This window comes from Actinomadura geliboluensis, assembly GCF_005889745.1.
Taxonomy (GTDB): domain Bacteria; phylum Actinomycetota; class Actinomycetes; order Streptosporangiales; family Streptosporangiaceae; genus Spirillospora; species Spirillospora geliboluensis.
In genome coordinates this window covers 34,262-52,519 of record NZ_VCKZ01000010.1, presented here as the reverse complement: position 1 = coordinate 52,519, position 18,258 = coordinate 34,262, and the positions used below count along the sequence as shown (strand labels likewise).

At 73.5% G+C, this 18,258-nt stretch carries 15 protein-coding genes; 7 read left to right on the top strand and 8 right to left on the bottom strand.

The genetic code is table 11. The features are described 5' to 3' along the window. Both manA and ETD96_RS03280 read right to left on the bottom strand, forming a co-directional pair. A partial coding sequence (gene manA, locus ETD96_RS03285; RefSeq protein ID WP_240807163.1) for a mannose-6-phosphate isomerase, class I occupies positions 1-1,021 on the bottom strand: 1,021 nt, incomplete at its 3' end. A 314-nt stretch (positions 1,022-1,335) separates the two neighbouring features. Next, positions 1,336-2,484 (bottom strand): MFS transporter, encoded by a 1,149-nt coding sequence (locus ETD96_RS03280; protein ID WP_138633772.1) that lies wholly within the window; start codon positions 2,482-2,484, stop codon positions 1,336-1,338. 105 nt (positions 2,485-2,589) lie between these two features. Here ETD96_RS03280 and ETD96_RS03275 point away from each other — a divergent pair, with 105 nt between their 5' ends. The 4 genes from ETD96_RS03275 to ETD96_RS03260 all read left to right on the top strand — a co-directional run bounded on the left by ETD96_RS03275 (position 2,590) and on the right by ETD96_RS03260 (position 6,112). Continuing rightward, the gene (locus ETD96_RS03275) at positions 2,590-3,081 is read left to right on the top strand and encodes an Lrp/AsnC family transcriptional regulator (RefSeq protein ID WP_138633769.1); all 492 of its coding nucleotides are present in this window, start codon (positions 2,590-2,592) and stop codon (positions 3,079-3,081) included. A gap of 67 nt (positions 3,082-3,148) precedes the next feature. Then, the gene (locus tag ETD96_RS03270) at positions 3,149-4,858 is read left to right on the top strand and encodes an AMP-binding protein (RefSeq protein ID WP_240807161.1); all 1,710 of its coding nucleotides are present in this window, start codon (positions 3,149-3,151) and stop codon (positions 4,856-4,858) included. Positions 4,859-4,866: 8 nt separating this feature from the next. Next, entirely contained in the window at positions 4,867-5,778 is a 912-nt protein-coding gene (locus ETD96_RS03265) for a phosphotransferase family protein (RefSeq protein ID WP_171068831.1), read from the top strand. 67 nt (positions 5,779-5,845) lie between these two features. Then, positions 5,846-6,112, top strand: coding sequence for a TFIIB-type zinc ribbon-containing protein (locus ETD96_RS03260; protein ID WP_138633763.1), 267 nt, complete (start codon positions 5,846-5,848; stop codon positions 6,110-6,112). Between the two features lie 79 nt (positions 6,113-6,191). Here ETD96_RS03260 and ETD96_RS03255 read toward each other — a convergent pair whose 3' ends face one another. Further along, positions 6,192-8,738 carry a polynucleotide kinase-phosphatase gene (locus ETD96_RS03255; RefSeq protein ID WP_138633760.1) on the bottom strand — a complete coding sequence of 849 codons (2,547 nt, stop codon included), beginning with the start codon at positions 8,736-8,738 and terminating at the stop codon, positions 6,192-6,194. After that, on the bottom strand, positions 8,735-10,195 hold the full coding sequence (locus ETD96_RS03250) for a 3' terminal RNA ribose 2'-O-methyltransferase Hen1 (protein WP_138633757.1): 1,461 nt from the start codon (positions 10,193-10,195) through the stop codon (positions 8,735-8,737). The genes ETD96_RS03255 and ETD96_RS03250 overlap by 4 nt, the downstream gene beginning before the upstream one ends. A gap of 66 nt (positions 10,196-10,261) precedes the next feature. Between ETD96_RS03250 and ETD96_RS03245 the strand changes: the two genes are divergently transcribed. Then, the gene (locus ETD96_RS03245; protein WP_138633754.1) at positions 10,262-11,089 is read left to right on the top strand and encodes a TIGR02452 family protein; all 828 of its coding nucleotides are present in this window, start codon (positions 10,262-10,264) and stop codon (positions 11,087-11,089) included. Here ETD96_RS03245 and ETD96_RS03240 read toward each other — a convergent pair. Further along, on the bottom strand, positions 11,086-11,820 hold the full coding sequence (locus ETD96_RS03240) for a TetR/AcrR family transcriptional regulator C-terminal domain-containing protein (protein WP_138633751.1): 735 nt from the start codon (positions 11,818-11,820) through the stop codon (positions 11,086-11,088). The genes ETD96_RS03245 and ETD96_RS03240 overlap by 4 nt on opposite strands. 170 nt (positions 11,821-11,990) lie before the next feature. Between ETD96_RS03240 and ETD96_RS03235 the strand changes: the two genes are divergently transcribed. After that, positions 11,991-13,697, top strand: coding sequence for an MFS transporter (locus ETD96_RS03235; RefSeq protein WP_138633748.1), 1,707 nt, complete (start codon positions 11,991-11,993; stop codon positions 13,695-13,697). 58 nt (positions 13,698-13,755) lie between these two features. Here ETD96_RS03235 and ETD96_RS03230 read toward each other — a convergent pair whose 3' ends face one another. Continuing rightward, positions 13,756-14,682: an LLM class F420-dependent oxidoreductase gene (locus ETD96_RS03230; protein WP_138633746.1), complete on the bottom strand. Its 927-nt coding sequence runs from the start codon at positions 14,680-14,682 to the stop codon at positions 13,756-13,758. 60 nt (positions 14,683-14,742) lie between these two features. Continuing rightward, positions 14,743-15,777: a CARDB domain-containing protein gene (locus ETD96_RS03225; protein ID WP_138633743.1), complete on the bottom strand. Its 1,035-nt coding sequence runs from the start codon at positions 15,775-15,777 to the stop codon at positions 14,743-14,745. 233 nt (positions 15,778-16,010) lie between these two features. Between ETD96_RS03225 and ETD96_RS03220 the strand changes: the two genes are divergently transcribed. After that, the gene (locus ETD96_RS03220; protein ID WP_138633740.1) at positions 16,011-17,036 is read left to right on the top strand and encodes a glycoside hydrolase domain-containing protein; all 1,026 of its coding nucleotides are present in this window, start codon (positions 16,011-16,013) and stop codon (positions 17,034-17,036) included. Positions 17,037-17,061: 25 nt separating this feature from the next. Here the strand turns inward: ETD96_RS03220 and ETD96_RS03215 are convergent, their stop codons facing one another. Then, on the bottom strand, positions 17,062-18,240 hold the full coding sequence (locus ETD96_RS03215; protein WP_138633737.1) for a GNAT family N-acetyltransferase: 1,179 nt from the start codon (positions 18,238-18,240) through the stop codon (positions 17,062-17,064). Positions 18,241-18,258 lie beyond the last annotated feature (18 nt).

Here is an 18,258-nt window from a genome sequence, read left to right as displayed (position 1 = left end):
GGGTCAGGGGCCGGGGGGTGGCGAGCGTCGCCTCGCCTTCGAGGCAGAGCAGCGTCTGGGGCAGACCGGTGGGCAGGTCGACCGCGTCGGCGAGGTCGTGGTGGACGAGGGTGAACTCGTCGACGCCGGGCCGGTAGAGGTCGCCGGCGGGTTCGACCCTGGCGGGGGCGGACGGGGCGAACTCGACGACGCGCATCAGTTCGGGGACGTCCACGTGCTTCGGGGTGAGGCCGCAGCGCAGGACGTTGTCGGAGTTCGCCATGACCTCGATCGCGAGGCCGCCGAGGTAGGAGTGCGGGACTCCGGCGTCGAGGAAGAGGGCCTCGCCGGGCTTCAGTTCGACGTGGTTGAGCAGGAGCGCGGCGAGGACGCCGGGGTCGCCGGGGTAGGCGCGGGCGATGTCGGCGTGGACGCCGGTGAGGGCCGGTTCGACCGCTTCGAGGATCGGCGCGGAGGCCGCGTCCAGCATCTCGGTGAGGACGGTGCGGAGGGCCTGCGCGGGCGGTGCGGTGCGGAGCGTCTCCGCCCAGGGGCGCAGCGCGGGGACGGCGAGGCCGTCGAGGAGGGCCGCCGTCGCGGTCGGCTCGCGGAAGCCGCAGAGGCCGTGGAAGTCGGTGAGGGCGCAGACCATCTCGGGCTTGTGGAAAGGGTCCTTGTAGGTGCGGGCGGGGTCGCCGATCGGGATGCCGCGTGCTTCTTCGGCGGCGAAGCCCGCCCGCGCCTGCGCCATGGTGGGGTGCACCTGGAGGGAGAGCGGTTTCTCGACCGCGAGCACTTTGAGCAGGTAGGGCAGCGTCGGGCCGAAGCGGGCCAGCGAGGGCGCGCCGAGCATCCCGGCCGGGTCGCGTTCGATGAGGACGTTGAGCGGCGTCCCGTCCACCGACGACGGGGCGGCCGGATGCGCGCCCGCCCACAGCTCGGCCTGCGGGCGCCCGGTCGGCGCGGTGCCGAGCAGCTCCGGCAACGCGGTGCGCGACCCCCAGTCGTAGGGCCGGATCACGGTGGACAGCGGCAGGGGCACCAACCCGCGCGTTCTCCTTACTCGGTGCGCCAAGTCGGGAGGTCGGCGCTCGTGGAGGACAGCGTACAAGCGCCGGGGGACGGCGGGCACTCGGCCGTCCGGGTGAACCGCCGGCGGGCCGCCCCCCGAACTGCCGGGCGGGGGACGGCGTCCGGCGGGCCCGAACCTCTAGGATGAGCGCCGGGGGAAGGTGGTGGACGTGGGCAAGCACAACAAGCCGGCGACGCGGTCGTGCCCCGGCTGCAACGGGACCGGGACCAGCACCGCCACCCATGAGCGCTGCAACGTGTGCCACGGCACAGGGCGCATCTGAGTCAGCGCCGTATCTGGACGAGCGTGATCAGCAGCGCGGCGGCGCAGGACGCCCAGGCCAGCGCCGCGTAGCCGCCGACCGACAGGACGGCGGTGGACGCCAGGCTCGCGGCGGCGGCGATCGTCCAGACGGCGGCGTCGACGGCGCCCTCGACGTGCGGGCGGTCCGCCTCGGGGAGGTCGCGGGCGAGCCGGCCGCTGCCGCCGACGAAGCACAGGTTCCAGCCGTAGCCGAGCAGGAACAGCGCCGCGGGACGTCCCACGGAGCCGGTCGCGACGGCGGCGAGCGCGGTGGACAGCGCCAGGGTGAGCAGCCCGCCGACGATCACGGGACGGGCGCCGAAGCGGTCGAACAGGCGGCCCGTCACGGGTGAGAGCGCGAACATGCCGAGCGTGTGCGCGGACAGGGTCATCCCGACGGCGTCGAGGCCGTCGCCGTGCAGGTGCATGTCGAGCGGGGCGGCGGTCATGACGGCGACCATCACGACCTGCGCCGTCACCATCACCGTCAGCGCGGACCGCGCGGCGGGGGTCCGGATCAGCCTGCGGACGGGCACCGGTGGGGTGAGGGCGTCCGGCCGTCCGCGCGGGGTGCCGGTCGCGGCGGCCGCGGCGACCGCGCAGGTGAGGACGGCGAGGAGGAACGGGCCGGTCAGGGAGGGAAACCCTGCGCCGCCGGCGAGGGCGCCGGACGGGTCGAGCAGCAGCGGGCCGCCGACGGCGCCGGCGGCGGCCGACCACACGACGAGCCCGATGGCGAAGCCGCGCCGCCCGGCCGGGTACTGGTCGGCGGCCGCGTAGCGGGACAGCTGGGCGCCCGCGTTGCCGAGGCCGAGCAGCAGCATGCCGGCGCACAGCCCGGCGATGTCGCCGCCCGCGACCGCGGCGGCTGCCAGGCAGGCGCCGGCGGCCGCGGCCGCGTAGCCGAGGACGAAGGCGGCGCGGCGGCCCAGCCGGCGGGTCAGCCGGGTCAGCAGCAGCGCGCCGATGCCCGTCCCGACGATGCCGGCGGTGCCGGGGACGCCGCCCCAGCCGGTGCCGAGCCGGTCGCCGGCGACGAGGGTGCCCGTCGCGCTCGCCACCGCCATGGACGCGTTCATCAGGGCGGTGCCCGAGCAGAGGGCCGCCATCGCTCCCGAGCGTTTCGCCATCCCTTAACGCTATGAAGGCCGATCTTCGGGGAGAATGGGCGATCACTGGTGATCTGCGCGTTTGACTTCTCGTTCGCGAGGAGTTTCGGCGGAAGGACTTTGCCCATGGACCGGGACCTGGACCAGACCGACTGGCGCATCCTCGCCGAGTTGCAGCGGGACGGGCGTCTGTCGTTCAACCGGCTGGCGGGGCTCGTCAACCTCTCCGCCCCGGCGGTCGCGGAGCGGGTGCGGCGGCTGGAGGAGGCGGGGGTGATCACCGGGTACGGGGCGCGGGTCGATCCGGCGCGGGTCGGGCAGCCGCTCACGGCGTTCGTGCAGATGCGCTGCGCCCTCGGCCGCTGCCTGCTGAAGACGACCGCCGCGGAGGACCTGCCGGAGGTCACCGAGGTGCACAAGCTGAGCGGCAGCTGGTGCTCGATGCTGAAGGTGCGGGTCGGGTCGATGGCGCATCTGGAGGGGCTGCTGGAGCGGCTCGGCGAGCACGGCGAGATGAACTCGCACATCGTGCTGTCGACCGCCTTCGAGGGGCGCGCCGTCGAGCCGCCGGTCCCGGGCGCCCGGACGGTCACCGCGTCCGAGGGCTGGACCCGGTAGCTCGTCCCGCGCGGACGCCGGAGAAATGGTTGAATCGTGCGCTATGTGGCACTCGTCACTGCGTTCCATGCCCTGGCGACGGAGGTATCCGGCCGGTGTCCCCGGTGATCTCGACATCCCGGACGTCCCCGTCACACGGCTCCTCGACGATGCCGCGGACCGGTACCCGCGCAAGCCCGCCCTGATCTTCTTCGGCCGGCGCCTCAGCTACCGCGAGCTGCGCGAGGCGGCGGACCGGTTCGCCGACGGCCTGCACCGGCTCGGCGTGCAGCCCGGCGACCGGGTCGCGCTGATCCTGCCGAACTGCCCGCAGATGGTCATCGCGTTCTACGGGGTGCTGCGGCGCGGCGCCATCGCCGTCCAGCACAACCCGCTCTACACCGAGGAGGAGATGCTCCGGCAGCTCGCCGACTGCGGCGCGCGGGTCGCCGTCGTGCTGGACCGGTCCTTCGCGACGGTGCGGGCCGTGCGGTCCCGGCTGCGGCTCGACCACATCGTCGTGACGTCGCTCGTCGACTACCTGCCCGCGTCCCGACGGCTCGCGCTGCGGCTGCCGCTGGTGCAGGCGCAGCGGCGGCGCGCGGCCATCACGGCGGACGTGCCGGACGATCCGGGCGTCGTCCCGTTCCGGGAGCTGCAGCGGCCGCCGCGGCGGCACGTGCGGCAGCTGCCGCTGGAGCCGGCGCGGCACCTGGCGGCGATCCAGTACACCGGCGGGACGGAGGGCCGGCCGAAGGGCGCGATGCTGACGCACCGCAACCTCGTCGCGAACGCCTGCCAGCAGCACGCCTGGGACCTCGACGGGCGCCCCGGCGCGGACGTGACGCTGGCGGTGCTGCCGCTGTTCCACTCGTTCGGGCTGATGAGCTGCCTGGTCGCGCCGGTGATGACGGCGGGCGCGGTGGTGCTGCTGCCGCGCTACGACGGCGACCGGGTCGTGAGGGCCATCCGCAAGTACCGGCCGACGATCTTCCCGGGCGTGCCGACGCTGTACGAGCAGGTGCTCGACAGCCCCCGGTTCCGGCCGTCGGACCTGCGGTCGCTGCGCATCTTCATCTCCGGCGCGATGGGGCTGGCGCAGAGCACGATCGACCGGCTGGAGCGGACCGGCGCGCGCGGCCTGATCAACTGCTACGGGCTCACGGAGGCGTCCCCGGCCGTCACCGGCAACCCCCTCGACGGCACCGCCCGCAACCTGACCGTCGGGCTTCCGCTGCCGATGACCGACGCCGTCGTGGTCGCCGAGGACGAGCCGACGCGGGTGCTGCCGCCCGGCGAGCCCGGCGAGCTGGTCGTGCGCGGCCCGCAGGTGTTCGCCGGCTACTGGAACGCCCCGCTCGCGACCGCGCAGACCCTGTCGAAGGGGTGGCTGCGCACCGGTGACATCGCCGTGATGGACGAGGACGGTTTCATCACCATCCTGGAGCGCATGCGGGACATGATGAAGGTGAGCGGCTTCACCGTGTTCCCGACCGAGGTGGAGAAGGTGCTGCGCCGCCATCCCGCCGTCTACGACTGCGCCGTGGTCGGCGTGCCGGACGCCCGGCGCGGGGAGCGCATCATCGCGCACGTGGTGGAGCACCCCGCCTACCCTTTCTCGGCCGACGAACTGCGGCGGCACTGCAAGCGCTATCTGTCGCACTACAAAGTGCCGTCGGAGTTCCTGCCGCGTACGGAACTGCCCAGGAATCTGCTGGGAAAGGTCGTCCGGCAGCGGCTGCGGGACGAGTTCGCCGCCTCCGCGCAAGGGCAGAGCGGTGAGGCGCAGAGTGGTTGACTGGGCGGGTGCAGACCGAGACCGTCCAGTCCGGGCTCTTCCCCCGGCTCGTTGAGATCGGGCGTGCTTCGGCCCCCGCCGCGCCATCGGACAGTGCTCCCCCGAAGACGTTGTACGACCGGCACGGCGTCCTCGTGGTGCGCGTCGGTGACATCGTGGTGAAGGCGCACCAGGCCGACCGCGAGCATGGCGCCCCCTTCTTGGAGCGGATCCGGCTGGCGGCCACGCTCCCTGGCCTTCTCCTAGGACCGATGGGCGCGCCCCTAACCGTGGACGGCCGGACCGTCACGATCGCCGCGTACGGCGACCCGGTCGACCCGAGCCGGGAACTCCCCTGGGCGGAAGGGGCCCGCCTTCTGGCGGCGCTCCACGCGGAGAGCGTCCCGGCAGAAGCACCGTCTTGGGGGCGTCCGACCCGTGTGGCCCGCCTCGTCTCGCGGTTGGGCGAAGGCTCCGCCGAGGACGCGGTGAGGCGCGCGTTCGCCACCCTCCCCGCATGGATACGCGGCGAGGAGGACGAGCCCCCGGCGCGGACGGAGCGCCTCATCCACGGGGACTGGCACCTGGGCCAGATGGTCCGCGCACGGGACGGCCACTGGCGGCTCATCGACATCGAGGACCTGGGCAGAGGCGACCCCGCATGGGACCTCGCCCGCCCTGCCGCGCTCTACGCCGCAGGCGTCCTTCACCCGGACGAATGGGAGCTGTTCCTAGGCGCGTATATGGCGGCCGGTGGCCCGGCAGTCCCTGCCCAGGACGACCCGTGGACGAGCCTGGACATACCCGCCCGAAGTCTTGCGATCCAGATTGCCGCCACGTGCGTCATATCGGCGGGGAGGGAAGACCGAGCCCTGGACGGGCCGGAGCAGGCGATGATCGACGCCTGCGTGAGAATGGCCGCGGCGGGGGACGCGGCATGACGTGGCGCGAAACCTGCCCTACATTTAGCCTCTACCTGGGGATCCAGACCGGAAGGACGACAAGGCGATGCACTGCCCTAAGTGTCGTGGCGTGATGCGGACCTACACCCGCAGCGGCGTCCACATCGAGCAATGTGACAGCTGCCGGGGCATCTTCCTCGACTACGGCGAGCTGGAGGCCCTGAGCCAGATGGAGTCGCAGTACCGGGCGGCCCCGCCGCCGCCCGCCGCCGCGGCACCGGGGTGGGGCGCGCCGGCGGTGCACCACCATCACCACGGCGGGCACCACCGCCCCCACCACGGCAGCGTCTTCCACATGCTGTTCTCGACCTGACGCGTCACGTACGGCCCGCCCCTTCACGGAGGCGGGCCGTACGCGCGTCCACGGCCGGAGCCGGTCTACAGGCACGGGTCTACAGGCGCGGGTCGACGGGCTCGGACTCCAGCGCCAGCACCGCGAAGACCGCCTGGTGGACGCGCCACAGCGGCTCCCCGGCGGCGAGCCGGGCGAGCGCCTCGGTGCCGAGCGCGTGCTCGCGCATCGCCAGCGACCGCTTCCGGCCGAGCGACCGGCGGCGCAGCCGGTCGAGGTTCGCCGGCTCGCGGTAGTCGGGCCCGTAGATGATCCGCAGGTACTCCGGCCCCCGGCACTTGACGCCGGGCTGGATCTTCGCGCCGTCCGGGACCGGGCCCAGCGGCTTGACGACCATGCCCTCGCCGCCGGAGGCGGTGAGCTTCTCCCACCATTCGGTGACGGCGGTCTCCGACTCCGGCGACTCCAGGTCCACGGTCACCGAGGCCGTCCGCTTGATGAGCCCGGTCGCGTCGCCTTCCGCGAGCCTTTCCGCCACGGCCATGTGCCATTCGTGGTCGCGCGCGTCCGCCCAGGAGCGGCCTTCTCCCGCGAGGATCTGGAACGGCGCGAACTGCAGCCCGTCCAGGCCGTCCACCGTCCAGCAGTACCGCGCGTAGGCGTCCCTGAAGCGGGACGCGTTGGCGGCGCGCCGGTCGATGTGCTCGCGGAGACCATCAAGGTCGAGCCCGCGTGCCTCCGCGCGCGCGAGAGCGTCGGCTGCCATCGGCAGGGCCGCGCGGGCCGCCGCACCGGTCGCCGCGTACTGCGTGCGGATGAGCTCCATGGCCTTCGCCGACCACGGCAGCAGCTCGCCGTCGATGACGAGCCATCCGGTGTCCAGCTCGTCCCAGAGCCCGGCGGCGCCGATCGCGGCGCGCAGCCGGTCCAGGACCTCGGACGTGCGGGACGGGTCGCGGAAGAACGAGCGCCCGGTACGGGTGTAGACGGCGCCGGTCGTCCCGTCCGCCACGCCGAAGCGCTCGGCGGCCACGGCGGCGTCGCGGCAGACGACGGCCACGGCGCGCGAGCCCATGTGCTTCTCCTCGCACACGACCCGGGCGACGCCCTTGTCCCGGTAGGCGGCGAGGGCCTCGGCCGGGTGCTCCAGGTGTCCGGGCAGCGCCGAGGTCTCGGCGGGCGCCATGGTGGGCGGCAGGTAGACGAGCCAGCGCGGGTCCACCGCGAACCGGCTCATCACCTCCAGCGCGGCCATCGCGTTCTCCTCTCGGACCGCGACGCGGCCCATGAGGCGGGTCTCCACCCCGCCGTTGCCGAGGACGTCGCCGATGTTCAGGACGTCGTTCTCCCGCGAACCGCCCGCGGCCGGGGCCTCCAGCGGACGCGTCGGCTCGTACCAGACCTGCCGGGCCGGAACCGACGCCAGCTCACGCTCCGGATAGCGCAGCGCGGTCAGCTTCCCGCCGAACACGGCACCGGTGTCCAGGCAGATGGTGTTGTTGACCCACTCCGCCTCGGGGACGGGCGTGTGCCCGTACACGACCATGGCCTTGCCCCGGTAGTCGCGCGCCCACGGGTACCGGACGGGCAGCCCGTACTCGTCGGTCTCCCCCGTGGTGTCGCCGTAGAGCGCGAACGAGCGGACCCTTCCGGACGCCCGTCCGTGGTAAGCCTCCTTGAGCCCGGCGTGGGCCACGACCAGGCGGCCGCCGTCCAGCATGTAATGGCTGATGAGTCCGTCCATGAACTCCAGCGCGCCGTCGCGGAAGTCGTCGTCCTCGGCGGCGAACTGCTCCAGGGAGTTCTCCAGGCCGTGCGCCACCCGCACCTTGCGTCCGCGCAGCGCACGGACGAGCTTCGCCTCGTGGTTGCCCGAGACGCACAGCGCGTCGCCGGCGGCGACCATGCCCATGACCAGGCGCAGCACGCCCGGCGAGTCGGGCCCGCGGTCGACGAGGTCGCCGACGAACACGGCGGTGCGCCCGCCGGGGTGGTTCGCGCCGACGGCCCGCCCCCGCGCGTCCCGCTCGATCTCGTAGCCGAGGCCGGTGAGGAGGTCCTCCAGCTCCGCGCGGCAGCCGTGCACGTCGCCGACGATGTCGAACGGGCCGGTCAGCTCCCGCCTGTCGTTCCACGCCTTCTCGCGGACGATCGTCGCGGCGTCGATCTCCTCCGCGCCCGTCAGCACGTAGTACCGGCGGAACGCGCGGGCCAGGTCACGCATGCCGCGCCGCAGCTCACGGCGCTGGCGCGGGATCACGTGCGGCGGCAGGTCCCGGTCGGGCCGCGTCGCGTTCCGCTCCGCGGCGAGGCTCTCCGGCACGTCCAGCACGATCGCGACGGACAGGACGTCGTGGTCCTTGGCGATCCGCAGCAGCGCCTCGCGGGCCCTGGTCTGCACATTCGTCGCGTCCACAACGGTCAGCAGCCCGCGCCGCAGCCGCTTGGCCACGATGTAGTGGAGCAGGTCGAACGCGTCGCCGCTCGCGGACTGGTCGTTCTCGTCGTCCGACACGACGCCGCGGCAGAAGTCGGACGACACCACCTGCGTCGGGGCGAAGTGCTTGCGCGCGAAGTGGGACTTGCCGGACCCGGTCACGCCGACCAGCACGACGAGCCCCGCCTCCGGGACCTTGATCTCGGTCATCGGGTGAAGACCCCCATCTGGGTGGGCGCGCCGACCTCGGGGTCGTCGTCGCCGACGGGCACGTGGCGGACGCGGTAGCCGTGCGCGGCGGCGACCCGGTCCGCCCAGGCGCGGAACTCGGCCCGCGTCCATTCGAAGCGGTGGTCGGAGTGGCGCATCGCGCCCGGCGCGAGCCCCTCGTAGCGGACGTTGTACTCGGCGTTCGGGGTCGTGACGACGACCACGCGGGGCGCGGCGTGCCCGAACACCACCCGCTCGACGGCGCCGAGCCGCGGCGGGTCGACGTGCTCGATGACCTCCATCAGCACCGCCGCCTCGTAGCCGGCGAACCGCTCGTCGGCGTAGGTGAGCGCGCCCTGGAAGACGTCCCGGACGCGGCCGGCCCGGTCGCCGTGGTGCGGGCGCGACCGGTCGTCCCAGCGCAGCCGCCGCCAGGCGTGGCTCAGCGCGCGGTGCGAGACGTCGGCGCCGGCGATCTCGCCGAAGAAGTCGTCCCTGGCGAGCAGCGCCAGCAGCTTCCCCGAGCCGCAGCCGAGGTCGATGACGCGCCGGGCGTTCTCGTCGCGCAGCGCCTTCACGACCGCCTGGAGGCGCCGCTCCGCGAGCGGGACGGTCTTCTCCTCCTCCGCCCCGGACGCCTGCTCCGCCTCGGACCCCTGCTCCGCATCGGGTGCCTGCTCCTCCTCGACGTGCACGGGGTCGAGCTCCTCGTCGGCGGCGTCCTCGGCGTCGGCGAGGCGGCCCAGCGCGGTGCGGACGAGCGCGCGCCGGTTCGCCAGGTAGCGCCGGGTGATGGCGCCGCGGTCGGGGTGCGCGGCGAGCCAGCCCTCCCCCGCCCGGATGAGCTTGTCGACCTCGTCGGGCGCGAGCCAGTAGTGCTTGGCGTCGTCCAGGACGGGCAGCAGCACGTACAGCTGGTTGAGCGCGTCCGCGAGCCGCAGCGTCCCGGTCAGCGTGAGCGTCACGTACCGGGAGTCACCCCACTCGGCGAACTCCGGGTCGAGCGGGACGGGCACCGCCGACACGTCCCAGCCCAGCGGCGCGAAGAACCGCTCGGCCTGCTCCGGCCCGCCCCGGCACGGCAGGGCCGGCAGGACGACCTCCAGCGGGATCGGCGACCCCGCCAGGTCGGGACGGGCGTCGCACCGGCCGCGCATCGCGGTGCGGAAGACGCCGGCCATGGCGGACGCGAGCAGCGACGACGCCGCGTAGGGGCGGTCGTTCACGTACTGGCCGAGGGAGAAGTCCGGCGTGCCTCTGCCGCGCGTCCGCACGAGCTTGACCGGGTCGACGTCCAGCAGTAGCGCCGCCGTGCAGCGCCGTTCGCCGGCGTCGGGGTAGAAGACGTGCGCCGTGCCGAAGGACTGCTCGAAGCGCTGCACGCGCTCGGGATGCTTGTGCAGCAGGAATCCCAGGTCGGTCGCCTGGTCCATGGTCGTGGTGATCGTCAGAAGCACGCGCCCCAGTGTGGCGGACATAACCTGATGATTCGCATTCCTTTTTCCGGAAGAATGCGGCGCGATATGAGCAGACATCCCCGCCGGATGACCGCGCAGGAGACCGTGGCCATCCTCGAACGCGGCGACTACACGGCACCCTCCGGCCGCACGATCTCGATCGCGGACGGCCTCTCCCGCGCCGTCGAGGGCACCGTCCTCTACCGCCCCGACGAACTGGACGCGCTCCTCGGGCGCCCGCCCGGCGCCGGGTTCGCGGAAACGCGGATCGAGGTGACCGGCGAGACGACGCTCGCCGCCGCCCGCCGGCTGTGCGGCGGGGACACGGACCCGCTCGCGCTCAACTTCGCGTCCGCGAAGAACCCGGGCGGCGGCTTCCTCAACGGGGCGCACGCCCAGGAGGAGGGGCTGGCGCGCTCGTCCGGCCTCTACAGGTCGCTGCTGTCGGCCAGGGAGTTCTACGACTTCCACCGCGAGCAGCGCGACCTCCTCTACAGCGACCACATGATCTACTCGCCCGGCGTGCCGGTGTTCCGGGACGACGCCGGGCGGCTGCTCGACGAGCCGTACGGCATCGCGTTCGTGACGTCCCCGGCGCCGAACCGCGGCGCGATCCGGGACGGCGCCGCGGCCGCGCGGATCCCGGCCGTCCTCCGGCTGCGGGCCCGCAAGGTGCTCGCCCTGGCGCTCGCGCGCGGGCACGCGCGGCTGGTCCTCGGCGCGTGGGGCTGCGGCGTGTTCCGCAACGACCCGGCCGAGGTCGCCGAGGCGTTCGCCGGGCCGCTGCGCCCCGGCGGCGAGTTCGCTGGGCGGTTCGAGCACGTCGTCTTCGCGGTGTGGGACACCGCCGCGGGCTCCCCGCGGCAGGTCGCGTTCGAGCGGGTCTTCGCCTAGCCGGGGCGCTCCTCCCCCTCGGCGTAGGACGCGATGCCCCGGACGAGGAGGTCCAGCCCGAACTCGAACCGCCCGTCGCCGCTCTCCCCGGTGAGCTCGTCCACCATGCCGACGAGGTTGGGGTAGCGCTCGGGCGGCAGGGCCGCGAAGTACTCCTGGACCTGCTTGAGGTACGCCTGCAGGTGCTCCCAGGGGTTCTGGCCCTCCGGCGTCCGCGCCACGTAGACCGTGTCCTCGATGGCGTCGGCGTCGAGGAACATGCCGAGGGTGTCGACGGCGATCCCCGCGATCTCCCGCGGGACCCCGCCGGCCAGCATGAGGGCGATCTGCGCCTCGGCGACGTCCAGCAGGTGGGGGCCGGTGGGGATGAGCCCCATCGAGACCATCGCGATGTCGCGGTGCGAGGTGTAGACGCGGCGGATCTCGCGCGCCAGCTCCTTGAGCTGCTCCTGCCAGCGCGCCGGGTCGGGGACGGGCAGCCGGATCTCGGCGGCGACCCGGTCGAGCATCAGCTCGCGCAGCTCCTCCTTGCCGGTGACGTGGGCGTAGAGGGACGCGGGCCCGGTGCCCAGCTCCTGCGCGACGCGGCGCATGGTGACCGCCTCCAGCCCCTCCGCGTCCAGCACGCGGATCGCCGTCTCGACGACGGCCTCCTGGGTGAGCGGCCGGCGCGGCGGCCCGGTCTTGCGGGGCCTGCGGCCGGGCGGCGTCGGCAGCGCTGCGGTGGGCACGTCGCGACCTCCCAATCTCGCGATACATCTTGACAATCGCGATACGCGATATATCTTCTCTCTTGGCGAGAGAAAATCGACTACCCGAACATCGTACTTGACACGAACGCCGTTCCTTCCATAGAACAATGTTCGCGCCACGAACGCTGTTCCCTCCCCTGGAGACGACCATGACGCAGACACTGACGCCCACCGCCAAGGGCACCGCGGAGGCCGGCTACCGCTGGCGCTGGGTCGCCCTGTTCGTGATCCTCGCCGGCGAGGTCATGGACATGCTGGACGCGCTGATCACCAACATCGCGGCGCCCACGATCCGCGCCGAGCTGGGCGGATCCGCCGCCACCATCCAGTGGCTCGCCGCCGGCTACACCCTGGCCATGGCGGTCGGCCTCATCACCGGCGGCCGCCTCGGCGACCTCTACGGCCGCAAGCGGATGTTCCTCCTCGGCGCCGCCGGCTTCACGGTCGGCTCGCTGCTGTGCGGCGTGGCCGTCTCCCCCGGGATGCTGGTCGGCGCCCGCGTCGTGCAGGGCCTGTTCGGCGCGATGATGCTGCCGCAGGGCATCGGAATGATCAAGCAGATGTTCTCCGCCAAGGAGATGGGCGCCGCGTTCGGGCTGTTCGGCCCGGTGATGGGGCTGTCCTCGGTCGGCGGCCCGGTGCTGGCCGGCTGGCTGATCGACGCCGACTTCTTCGGCACCGGCTGGCGCATGATCTTCCTGATCAACCTGCCGCTCGGCATCGCCGCCGTGCTGGCCGGGCTGAAGTTCCTGCCCGAGGGGCGCGCCGAGCACGCGTCCCGGCTCGACCTCCCCGGCGCCCTCCTGGCCTCCGTCGCCGCCGGCCTGCTCGTCTACCCGATCGTCCAGGGCCGCGAGCACGACTGGCCGCTCTGGACGTTCCTGATGATGGGCGCCTCCCTGCTCGTCTGGGGCCTGTTCGCCTGGTACGAGTCCCGCAAGCAGCGCGGCGGCGGCGACCCGCTGATCGTGCCGAGCCTGTTCCGCAAGCGCGGCTTCACCGGCGGCCTGGTCGTCGGCCTGGTGTTCTTCTCCGGAATGGCGGGCCTCGGCCTGGTGCTCGCGCTGTTCTTCCAGATGGGCCTCGGGTACTCCCCCCTCAAGGCCGGCCTCGCCCAGATCCCCTGGTCGGCCGGCATCATCATCGGGTTCGGCGTCGCGCAGGCCGTGCAGCGCTTCGGCCGGACGGTCATCCACGCGGGCACCGTCATCATGGCCGGCGGCATCGCCGCGACCTACGCCACGCTCCAGGTCGCGGGGATCGGCGTCACGCCCTGGCAGCTCGTCCCCGCCCTGACCGTGACCGGCCTCGGCATGGGCATGCTGATGGCGCCGTTCTTCGACACCGTCCTCGCCGGCGTCGAGCCCGAGGAGACCGGGTCGGCGGGCGGCACGCTCACCGCCGTCCAGCAGCTCGGCAGCGCGCTCGGCGCCGCCGTCCTCGGCACGGTCTTCTTCGGCCTGCTCGGCGGGCACGTGGCGGGCGCCGCCGACGACGGAGCGGCCGCGCTGCGCCGCGACCTCGCCGCCGCGTCCGTCCCGGCCCCGGTGCGGGACCGGGTGGTGGCCGGGCTGCGCGACTGCGGCCACGACCGCGCCACCGCCAAGGACTCCGCCGCCGTCCCCGCGTCGTGCCGCCGGCTGGAGGGCGACGTCGGGGCCGCGCTCGCCGCCGCGCCGCAGTCGGCGCCCGCCGTGCGGAAGGCGGTCGCGCTGGCCGGCGAGCACTCGGCCAAGACGGGCTTCAGCGACGCCATGAAGATCACGCTGTGGGTCGAGGTCGGGATGCTCGGCCTCACCTTCCTGGCGACGTTCCTGCTGCCGATGCACGCCCGGCCGGAGGAGGAGACCGCCTGACGCGAACGAAAAGGCCCGCGGCCGGGGGACGTCCCCCCGCCGCGGGCCTTCCGGCGTGTCAGACCTTGCTCATGACCTCCGCGGCCAGCAGCTCCAGGTGGTCCAGGTCGTGCATGTCGAGGACCTGCAGGTAGAGGCGCTCCGCGCCCAGCTCGGCGAACCGGCCGATCTTGTCGACCAGCTCGCCGGGCGTCCCGGCCAGGCCGTTGTCGCGCAGCTCGGACACCTGCCGCCCGATGGCGTCGGCGCGGCGCTTCACCTCGGCCTCGTCCCGGCCGCAGCAGACGACCTGCGCGGCGGAGTAGACCATCGGCTTCGTCCGGCCCGCCTCGGCGCACGCCGCGCGGACCCGGCCGAACGCCTCCCCGGTGTCCCGCACCTGGTGGAACGGGACGTTGTACTCGTCGGCGTAGCGGGCCGCGAGCCGCGGCGTCCGCTTCGCCCCGAACCCGCCGATGATGATCGGCGGGCCGCCCGCCCGCACCGGCTTCGGCAGCGCCGGCGAATCGGTCAGCGTGTAGTGGCTCGCGCTGAACGAGAACGTCTCGCCGGCGGGCGTCCCCCACAGCCCGGCGAGGATCTCGAGCTGCTCCTCCAGCCGCTCGAACCGCTCCCCCAGGCTCGGGAACGGGATGCCGTAGGCGGTGTGCTCCTGCTCGAACCAGCCCGTGCCGAGCCCGAGGTCGACCCGCCCGCCGCTCATCTGGTCGACCTGCGCGACCGCGATCGCGAGCGGCCCCGGGTACCGGAACGTCGCCGCCGTCACCAGCGTGCCGAGCCGGATCCGGCTCGTCTCGCGGGCCAGCGCGCCCAGCGTGACCCACGAGTCGGTCGGGCCCGGCTCGCCGGTGACGTCGCCCATCTTGACGAAGTGGTCGGACCGGAAGAACGCGTCGAAGCCGAGGTCCTCGGCCGCCTTGGCGACCGCCAGCTGCGTGTCATAGCTCGCCCCCTGCTGGGGCTCAGTGAAGATCCGAAGACGCATGACTCCATCCTGGTACCCGTCCGGCCCTGGTCGCGCCACCGGGTGCCGCGCCGCCGGCCGTCAGCGCGACTTGGTGATCTTCGTCCGGACGACGGCGGCGTTGTTCGCCCGGTCGGTGTCGGGGACCGGCGAACTCGCCCGCCAGGACGCCGTCAGCACCGTCCCCGCCCGCACGTTCCCGCGCGGCACCGCGGTGAAGCGCAGCGTCCGCGCCTCGCCGGCCTGGAGCCCGCCGACCGCGCACAGGTAGGACGCGCCGCGCGGGACGCAGGCGGTGTCGCGGTCCACCAGCTTGATCGGGCCCCGCGACTCCAGCGTCACGCTGTCGGCCGCGGCCGGGCCGAGGTTGCGGATCCGCAGCGTGTACGGGATCTCCGCGCCCGCCCGGGCCGTCGCCGGAGCCTTCTGCGCCAGCGCCAGGTCGGCGGTCCGCGCGACGCGGACGGCCGGGAAGCGGTGGGTGACGCGGTCGCGGCCCCACACCGCCGTCCCGCGCGGCCTGATCGTCTCCCCCGGCTTCGCGCGCCCGGTGACCTTCGCCCGGATCGCGCCGGTGGCCTTCTCCTCCTTCTTCAAGGTGCCGAGACGGCAGAAGACCTTCTGCCCTGCGGCCTTGCAGTGCTTCTCCCCGGACACGTACTCCAGCGACCTCGGCAGTGTCGTCTTGAACGCCGCCTTCTCCTGCTCGCCCTTGCCCCTGGCGGCCACCGTGAACGTCCACGTGTAGGTGCGTCCCGGCACGACGGACTGCTGCGGGCTCTTCATGCGAAGCGCCACCCCGTGCGCCTGGGGCTTCTTCACCGAGGCATGCGCCTTGGGCTTGGCAGCCTTGTGCTTGTGCTTAGGGGCCTTGTGCTCGTGCTTGGGAGCCTTGTCCTTGTGCTTCGGAGCCTTGTGCTTGGGAGCCTTGTGCTCGGGAGCTCCGTGCTTGGGAGTCTTGTGCTTGTGCTTGGGAGCCGGTTTGGAGGCGCTCCCCTTGTCCCCCTTGTGCCCGTTCGGGCCGGGCCCGTCGGCGTGCGCCACCACCGGCACCGCCGCCAGCAACGGCGCGGCGGCCAGCAGCGCCAGCCCTCGCCCCTTCAGTGTCCAGACCATGTTGAGACCCCCCGTGGCCTGCGGATTCGTTGCGGACACGTCCCGTTCTAGCGAGCCGCGCACCGGCCGCCTAGCGCCGTGGCGGCGTGTCGTCTCCGCACGCCGTGCGCGGGTGCTGTCCGCGAGGCCGGCACCGCATGCCCGCTGAGCTGCGAACCTGCCCAAAGTGCTGCGATCTTCCCGCGCACGTTGTTGAATCGGCCGGGACCGACTCCCCGACCCATGGAGTTGACATGGCTGTCTTCGGCGTCGACTACGCGTGGGGACGCCCCGGCACCGCCGCGCTGAAGCGGGCCGGGGCGAAGTTCGCGTGCCGCTACCTGTCGCACGACACGAGCGGCAAGAACCTCACCCGCGCCGAGGCCGACGACCTGTCCGGGGCCGGCATCTGGCTGGTGGTCGTCTGGGAGACCAGCGCCAAGCGCGCCCTGGACGGACGCTCCGCCGGCGCCGCGGACGCCAGGGACGCCGCCGCGCAGGCGAGGGCCTGCGGCATGCCGGACGGCCGCCCCATCTACTTCGCCGCCGACTGGGACGCCTCCGCCTCCCAGCAGGACGAGATCAACGCCTACCTGGACGGCGCCGCGAGCGTCATCGGCCGCGACCGCGTCGGCCTCTACGCCGGCTACGGCCCGATGAAGCGCGCCTTCGACGCGGGGAAGATCACCTACGGCTGGCAGACGTACGCCTGGTCCGGCGGCCGCTGGGACGCCCGCGCGCAGCTCCAGCAGTACTCCAACGACCACAAGATCAACGGTGTCGGCGTCGACTACGACCGCGCCGTGAAGAGCGACTACGGGCAGTGGCGCGTCGGCGCCGCGCCCTCGGGCGGCGACGTCCCCGACTACGTGTCCGCGGGCGCCGGGGCGGGCCAGCCGCTCCCGCCCGGCCAGTGGACGACCGTCACCTGGGCGCACGAGTACTCCGACTCCGAGCACCAGCACGCCGACAAGGGCGGCGCGGACCTGCTGAACGGCTCCGCCCGGTACAGCCTGTCCGTCGCCGCGACCGTGCAGGGCGTCCCCGCGGGCACCCTCCTGCAGGCCCGCGCCATCGAGGTCGAGTCAGCGGACACGGGCAAGTACGAGGCCGGGCCCGTCCAGGACTTCGTCTCCGCGGGCGACACGACCTACGTGCTCTATGGCGTCTCCGCCGACGTCGTCGGCGCGGGGCACCGGGTGCGCGTGCAGATCGTCCAGCACGGCGCCGCCCCGGCGACCCTCCAGAGCGGCACCGCGAAGGTCCTCTTCTGGCGGTGACCCCGCCCGGCGGCGGCCGCCCGGATCAGAACTCGTCGTTGATGTACGGGGCCAGCGGGACGGCGAGCGCGGCGGCCAGCCGGGCGGCGGCGCCCTCCGTGTGCTCGGTGATCGCGCCGACCCTGGCCAGCGTGACCGGGCTGGTGCCGCCCAGGTAGACGGAGGCCAGGTCGGCGGCGGTCATGGCCAGGTCGGGTGCTTCCGCGGCCGGCTCGCAGGCCGGGGCGGCGCCGGTGGTGAGGCGCCAGCGGCCCGCGTTGGCGGGGATGCGGGCGTCCTCGACCTCCAGGACGAAGGAGTCCTCGGCGGCCCACGAGCGGGCGCGGAGCGCGCCCGGGACGTCGATCAGGCGCACCCACAGCGCGCCGAACCCCTCCTTCACGGAGACCTGGTCGGGGTCGGCGGCCATGTGCGGGAGCAGGTCGTCCACTGGACGGTTCGGCGCGTGGACGCGGGACGCCAGGTCGATCGACGCCAGGTACCGCCACAGCGCGGCCTCGGCCTGCGGTGTGTCGGCCACGAGGTCGACGACCCTGATCGTCCCGTTCCCGTGCCCGCGGTAGACGGCGTAGCCGGCCGGATGGGCGACGACACGCGGGGCGGTGTAACCGGGCGCCTCGCTGTCCTCCGAGCGCAGGATGGCGCGCATCCACCATTCGGGGTCGCGGACGAGCCCGCCCGGCCGGGCGGACAGGCCGCGGCAGTGGATCGCGTCGAGGACCTCCGGCGCGGACGCGACGTCGACCAGCCGCAGGGGGCGCTCGTCCGGGGCGGTGCGGAGGGCGAGGGGCCGGGAGGCGTCGATCTCCAGGGCGATCGCGCGGGTGGCGAGGCCGAAGCCGTACCGGCCGTAGATGGCCCCTTGCGACGCCCACAGCGCGGCGACCGGGCGGCCGGCGGCGACCGCGTCGGCGTGCATCCGGTCGATCAGCGAGGTGAGGATGCCCTGCCGCCGGTGCGTCGGCAGCACCCCGACGAAGGAGACCGCCGAGCAGTCGAGGAGCGCGCCCGGCACGGCCAGCCGCATCGGCAGGGTCGCGAGCTGGCCGACCAGGGCGCCGCCGTCGTAGGCGCCGACGCGTTCGGAGCGACGGGGCTTCCACGCGTCGCGCTCGGGGTCGTCGGTCCTGACGTGGAAGACCGTGCCGGCCAGGTCGACCATGCGCTCGACGTCGAACTCCGGCACGTCCCTGATCTCGATCATGGGTCTACCGTATGCCGG

What these genes read in the sequence shown, in the direction of transcription:
- ETD96_RS03280 (WP_138633772.1), bottom strand. Translation starts at nt 2,484, where the DNA reads ATGGCGAAACGCTCGGGAGCGATGGCGGCCCTCTGCTCGGGCACCGCC.
- ETD96_RS03275 (WP_138633769.1), top strand. Translation starts at nt 2,590, where the DNA reads ATGGACCGGGACCTGGACCAGACCGACTGGCGCATCCTCGCCGAGTTG.
- ETD96_RS03270 (WP_240807161.1), top strand. Translation starts at nt 3,149, where the DNA reads ATGCCCTGGCGACGGAGGTATCCGGCCGGTGTCCCCGGTGATCTCGAC.
- ETD96_RS03260 (WP_138633763.1), top strand. Translation starts at nt 5,846, where the DNA reads ATGCACTGCCCTAAGTGTCGTGGCGTGATGCGGACCTACACCCGCAGC.
- ETD96_RS03255 (WP_138633760.1), bottom strand. Translation starts at nt 8,738, where the DNA reads ATGACCGAGATCAAGGTCCCGGAGGCGGGGCTCGTCGTGCTGGTCGGC.
- ETD96_RS03245 (WP_138633754.1), top strand. Translation starts at nt 10,262, where the DNA reads ATGAGCAGACATCCCCGCCGGATGACCGCGCAGGAGACCGTGGCCATC.
- ETD96_RS03235 (WP_138633748.1), top strand. Translation starts at nt 11,991, where the DNA reads ATGACGCAGACACTGACGCCCACCGCCAAGGGCACCGCGGAGGCCGGC.
- ETD96_RS03230 (WP_138633746.1), bottom strand. Translation starts at nt 14,682, where the DNA reads ATGCGTCTTCGGATCTTCACTGAGCCCCAGCAGGGGGCGAGCTATGAC.
- ETD96_RS03225 (WP_138633743.1), bottom strand. Translation starts at nt 15,777, where the DNA reads ATGGTCTGGACACTGAAGGGGCGAGGGCTGGCGCTGCTGGCCGCCGCG.
- ETD96_RS03220 (WP_138633740.1), top strand. Translation starts at nt 16,011, where the DNA reads ATGGCTGTCTTCGGCGTCGACTACGCGTGGGGACGCCCCGGCACCGCC.
- ETD96_RS03215 (WP_138633737.1), bottom strand. Translation starts at nt 18,240, where the DNA reads ATGATCGAGATCAGGGACGTGCCGGAGTTCGACGTCGAGCGCATGGTC.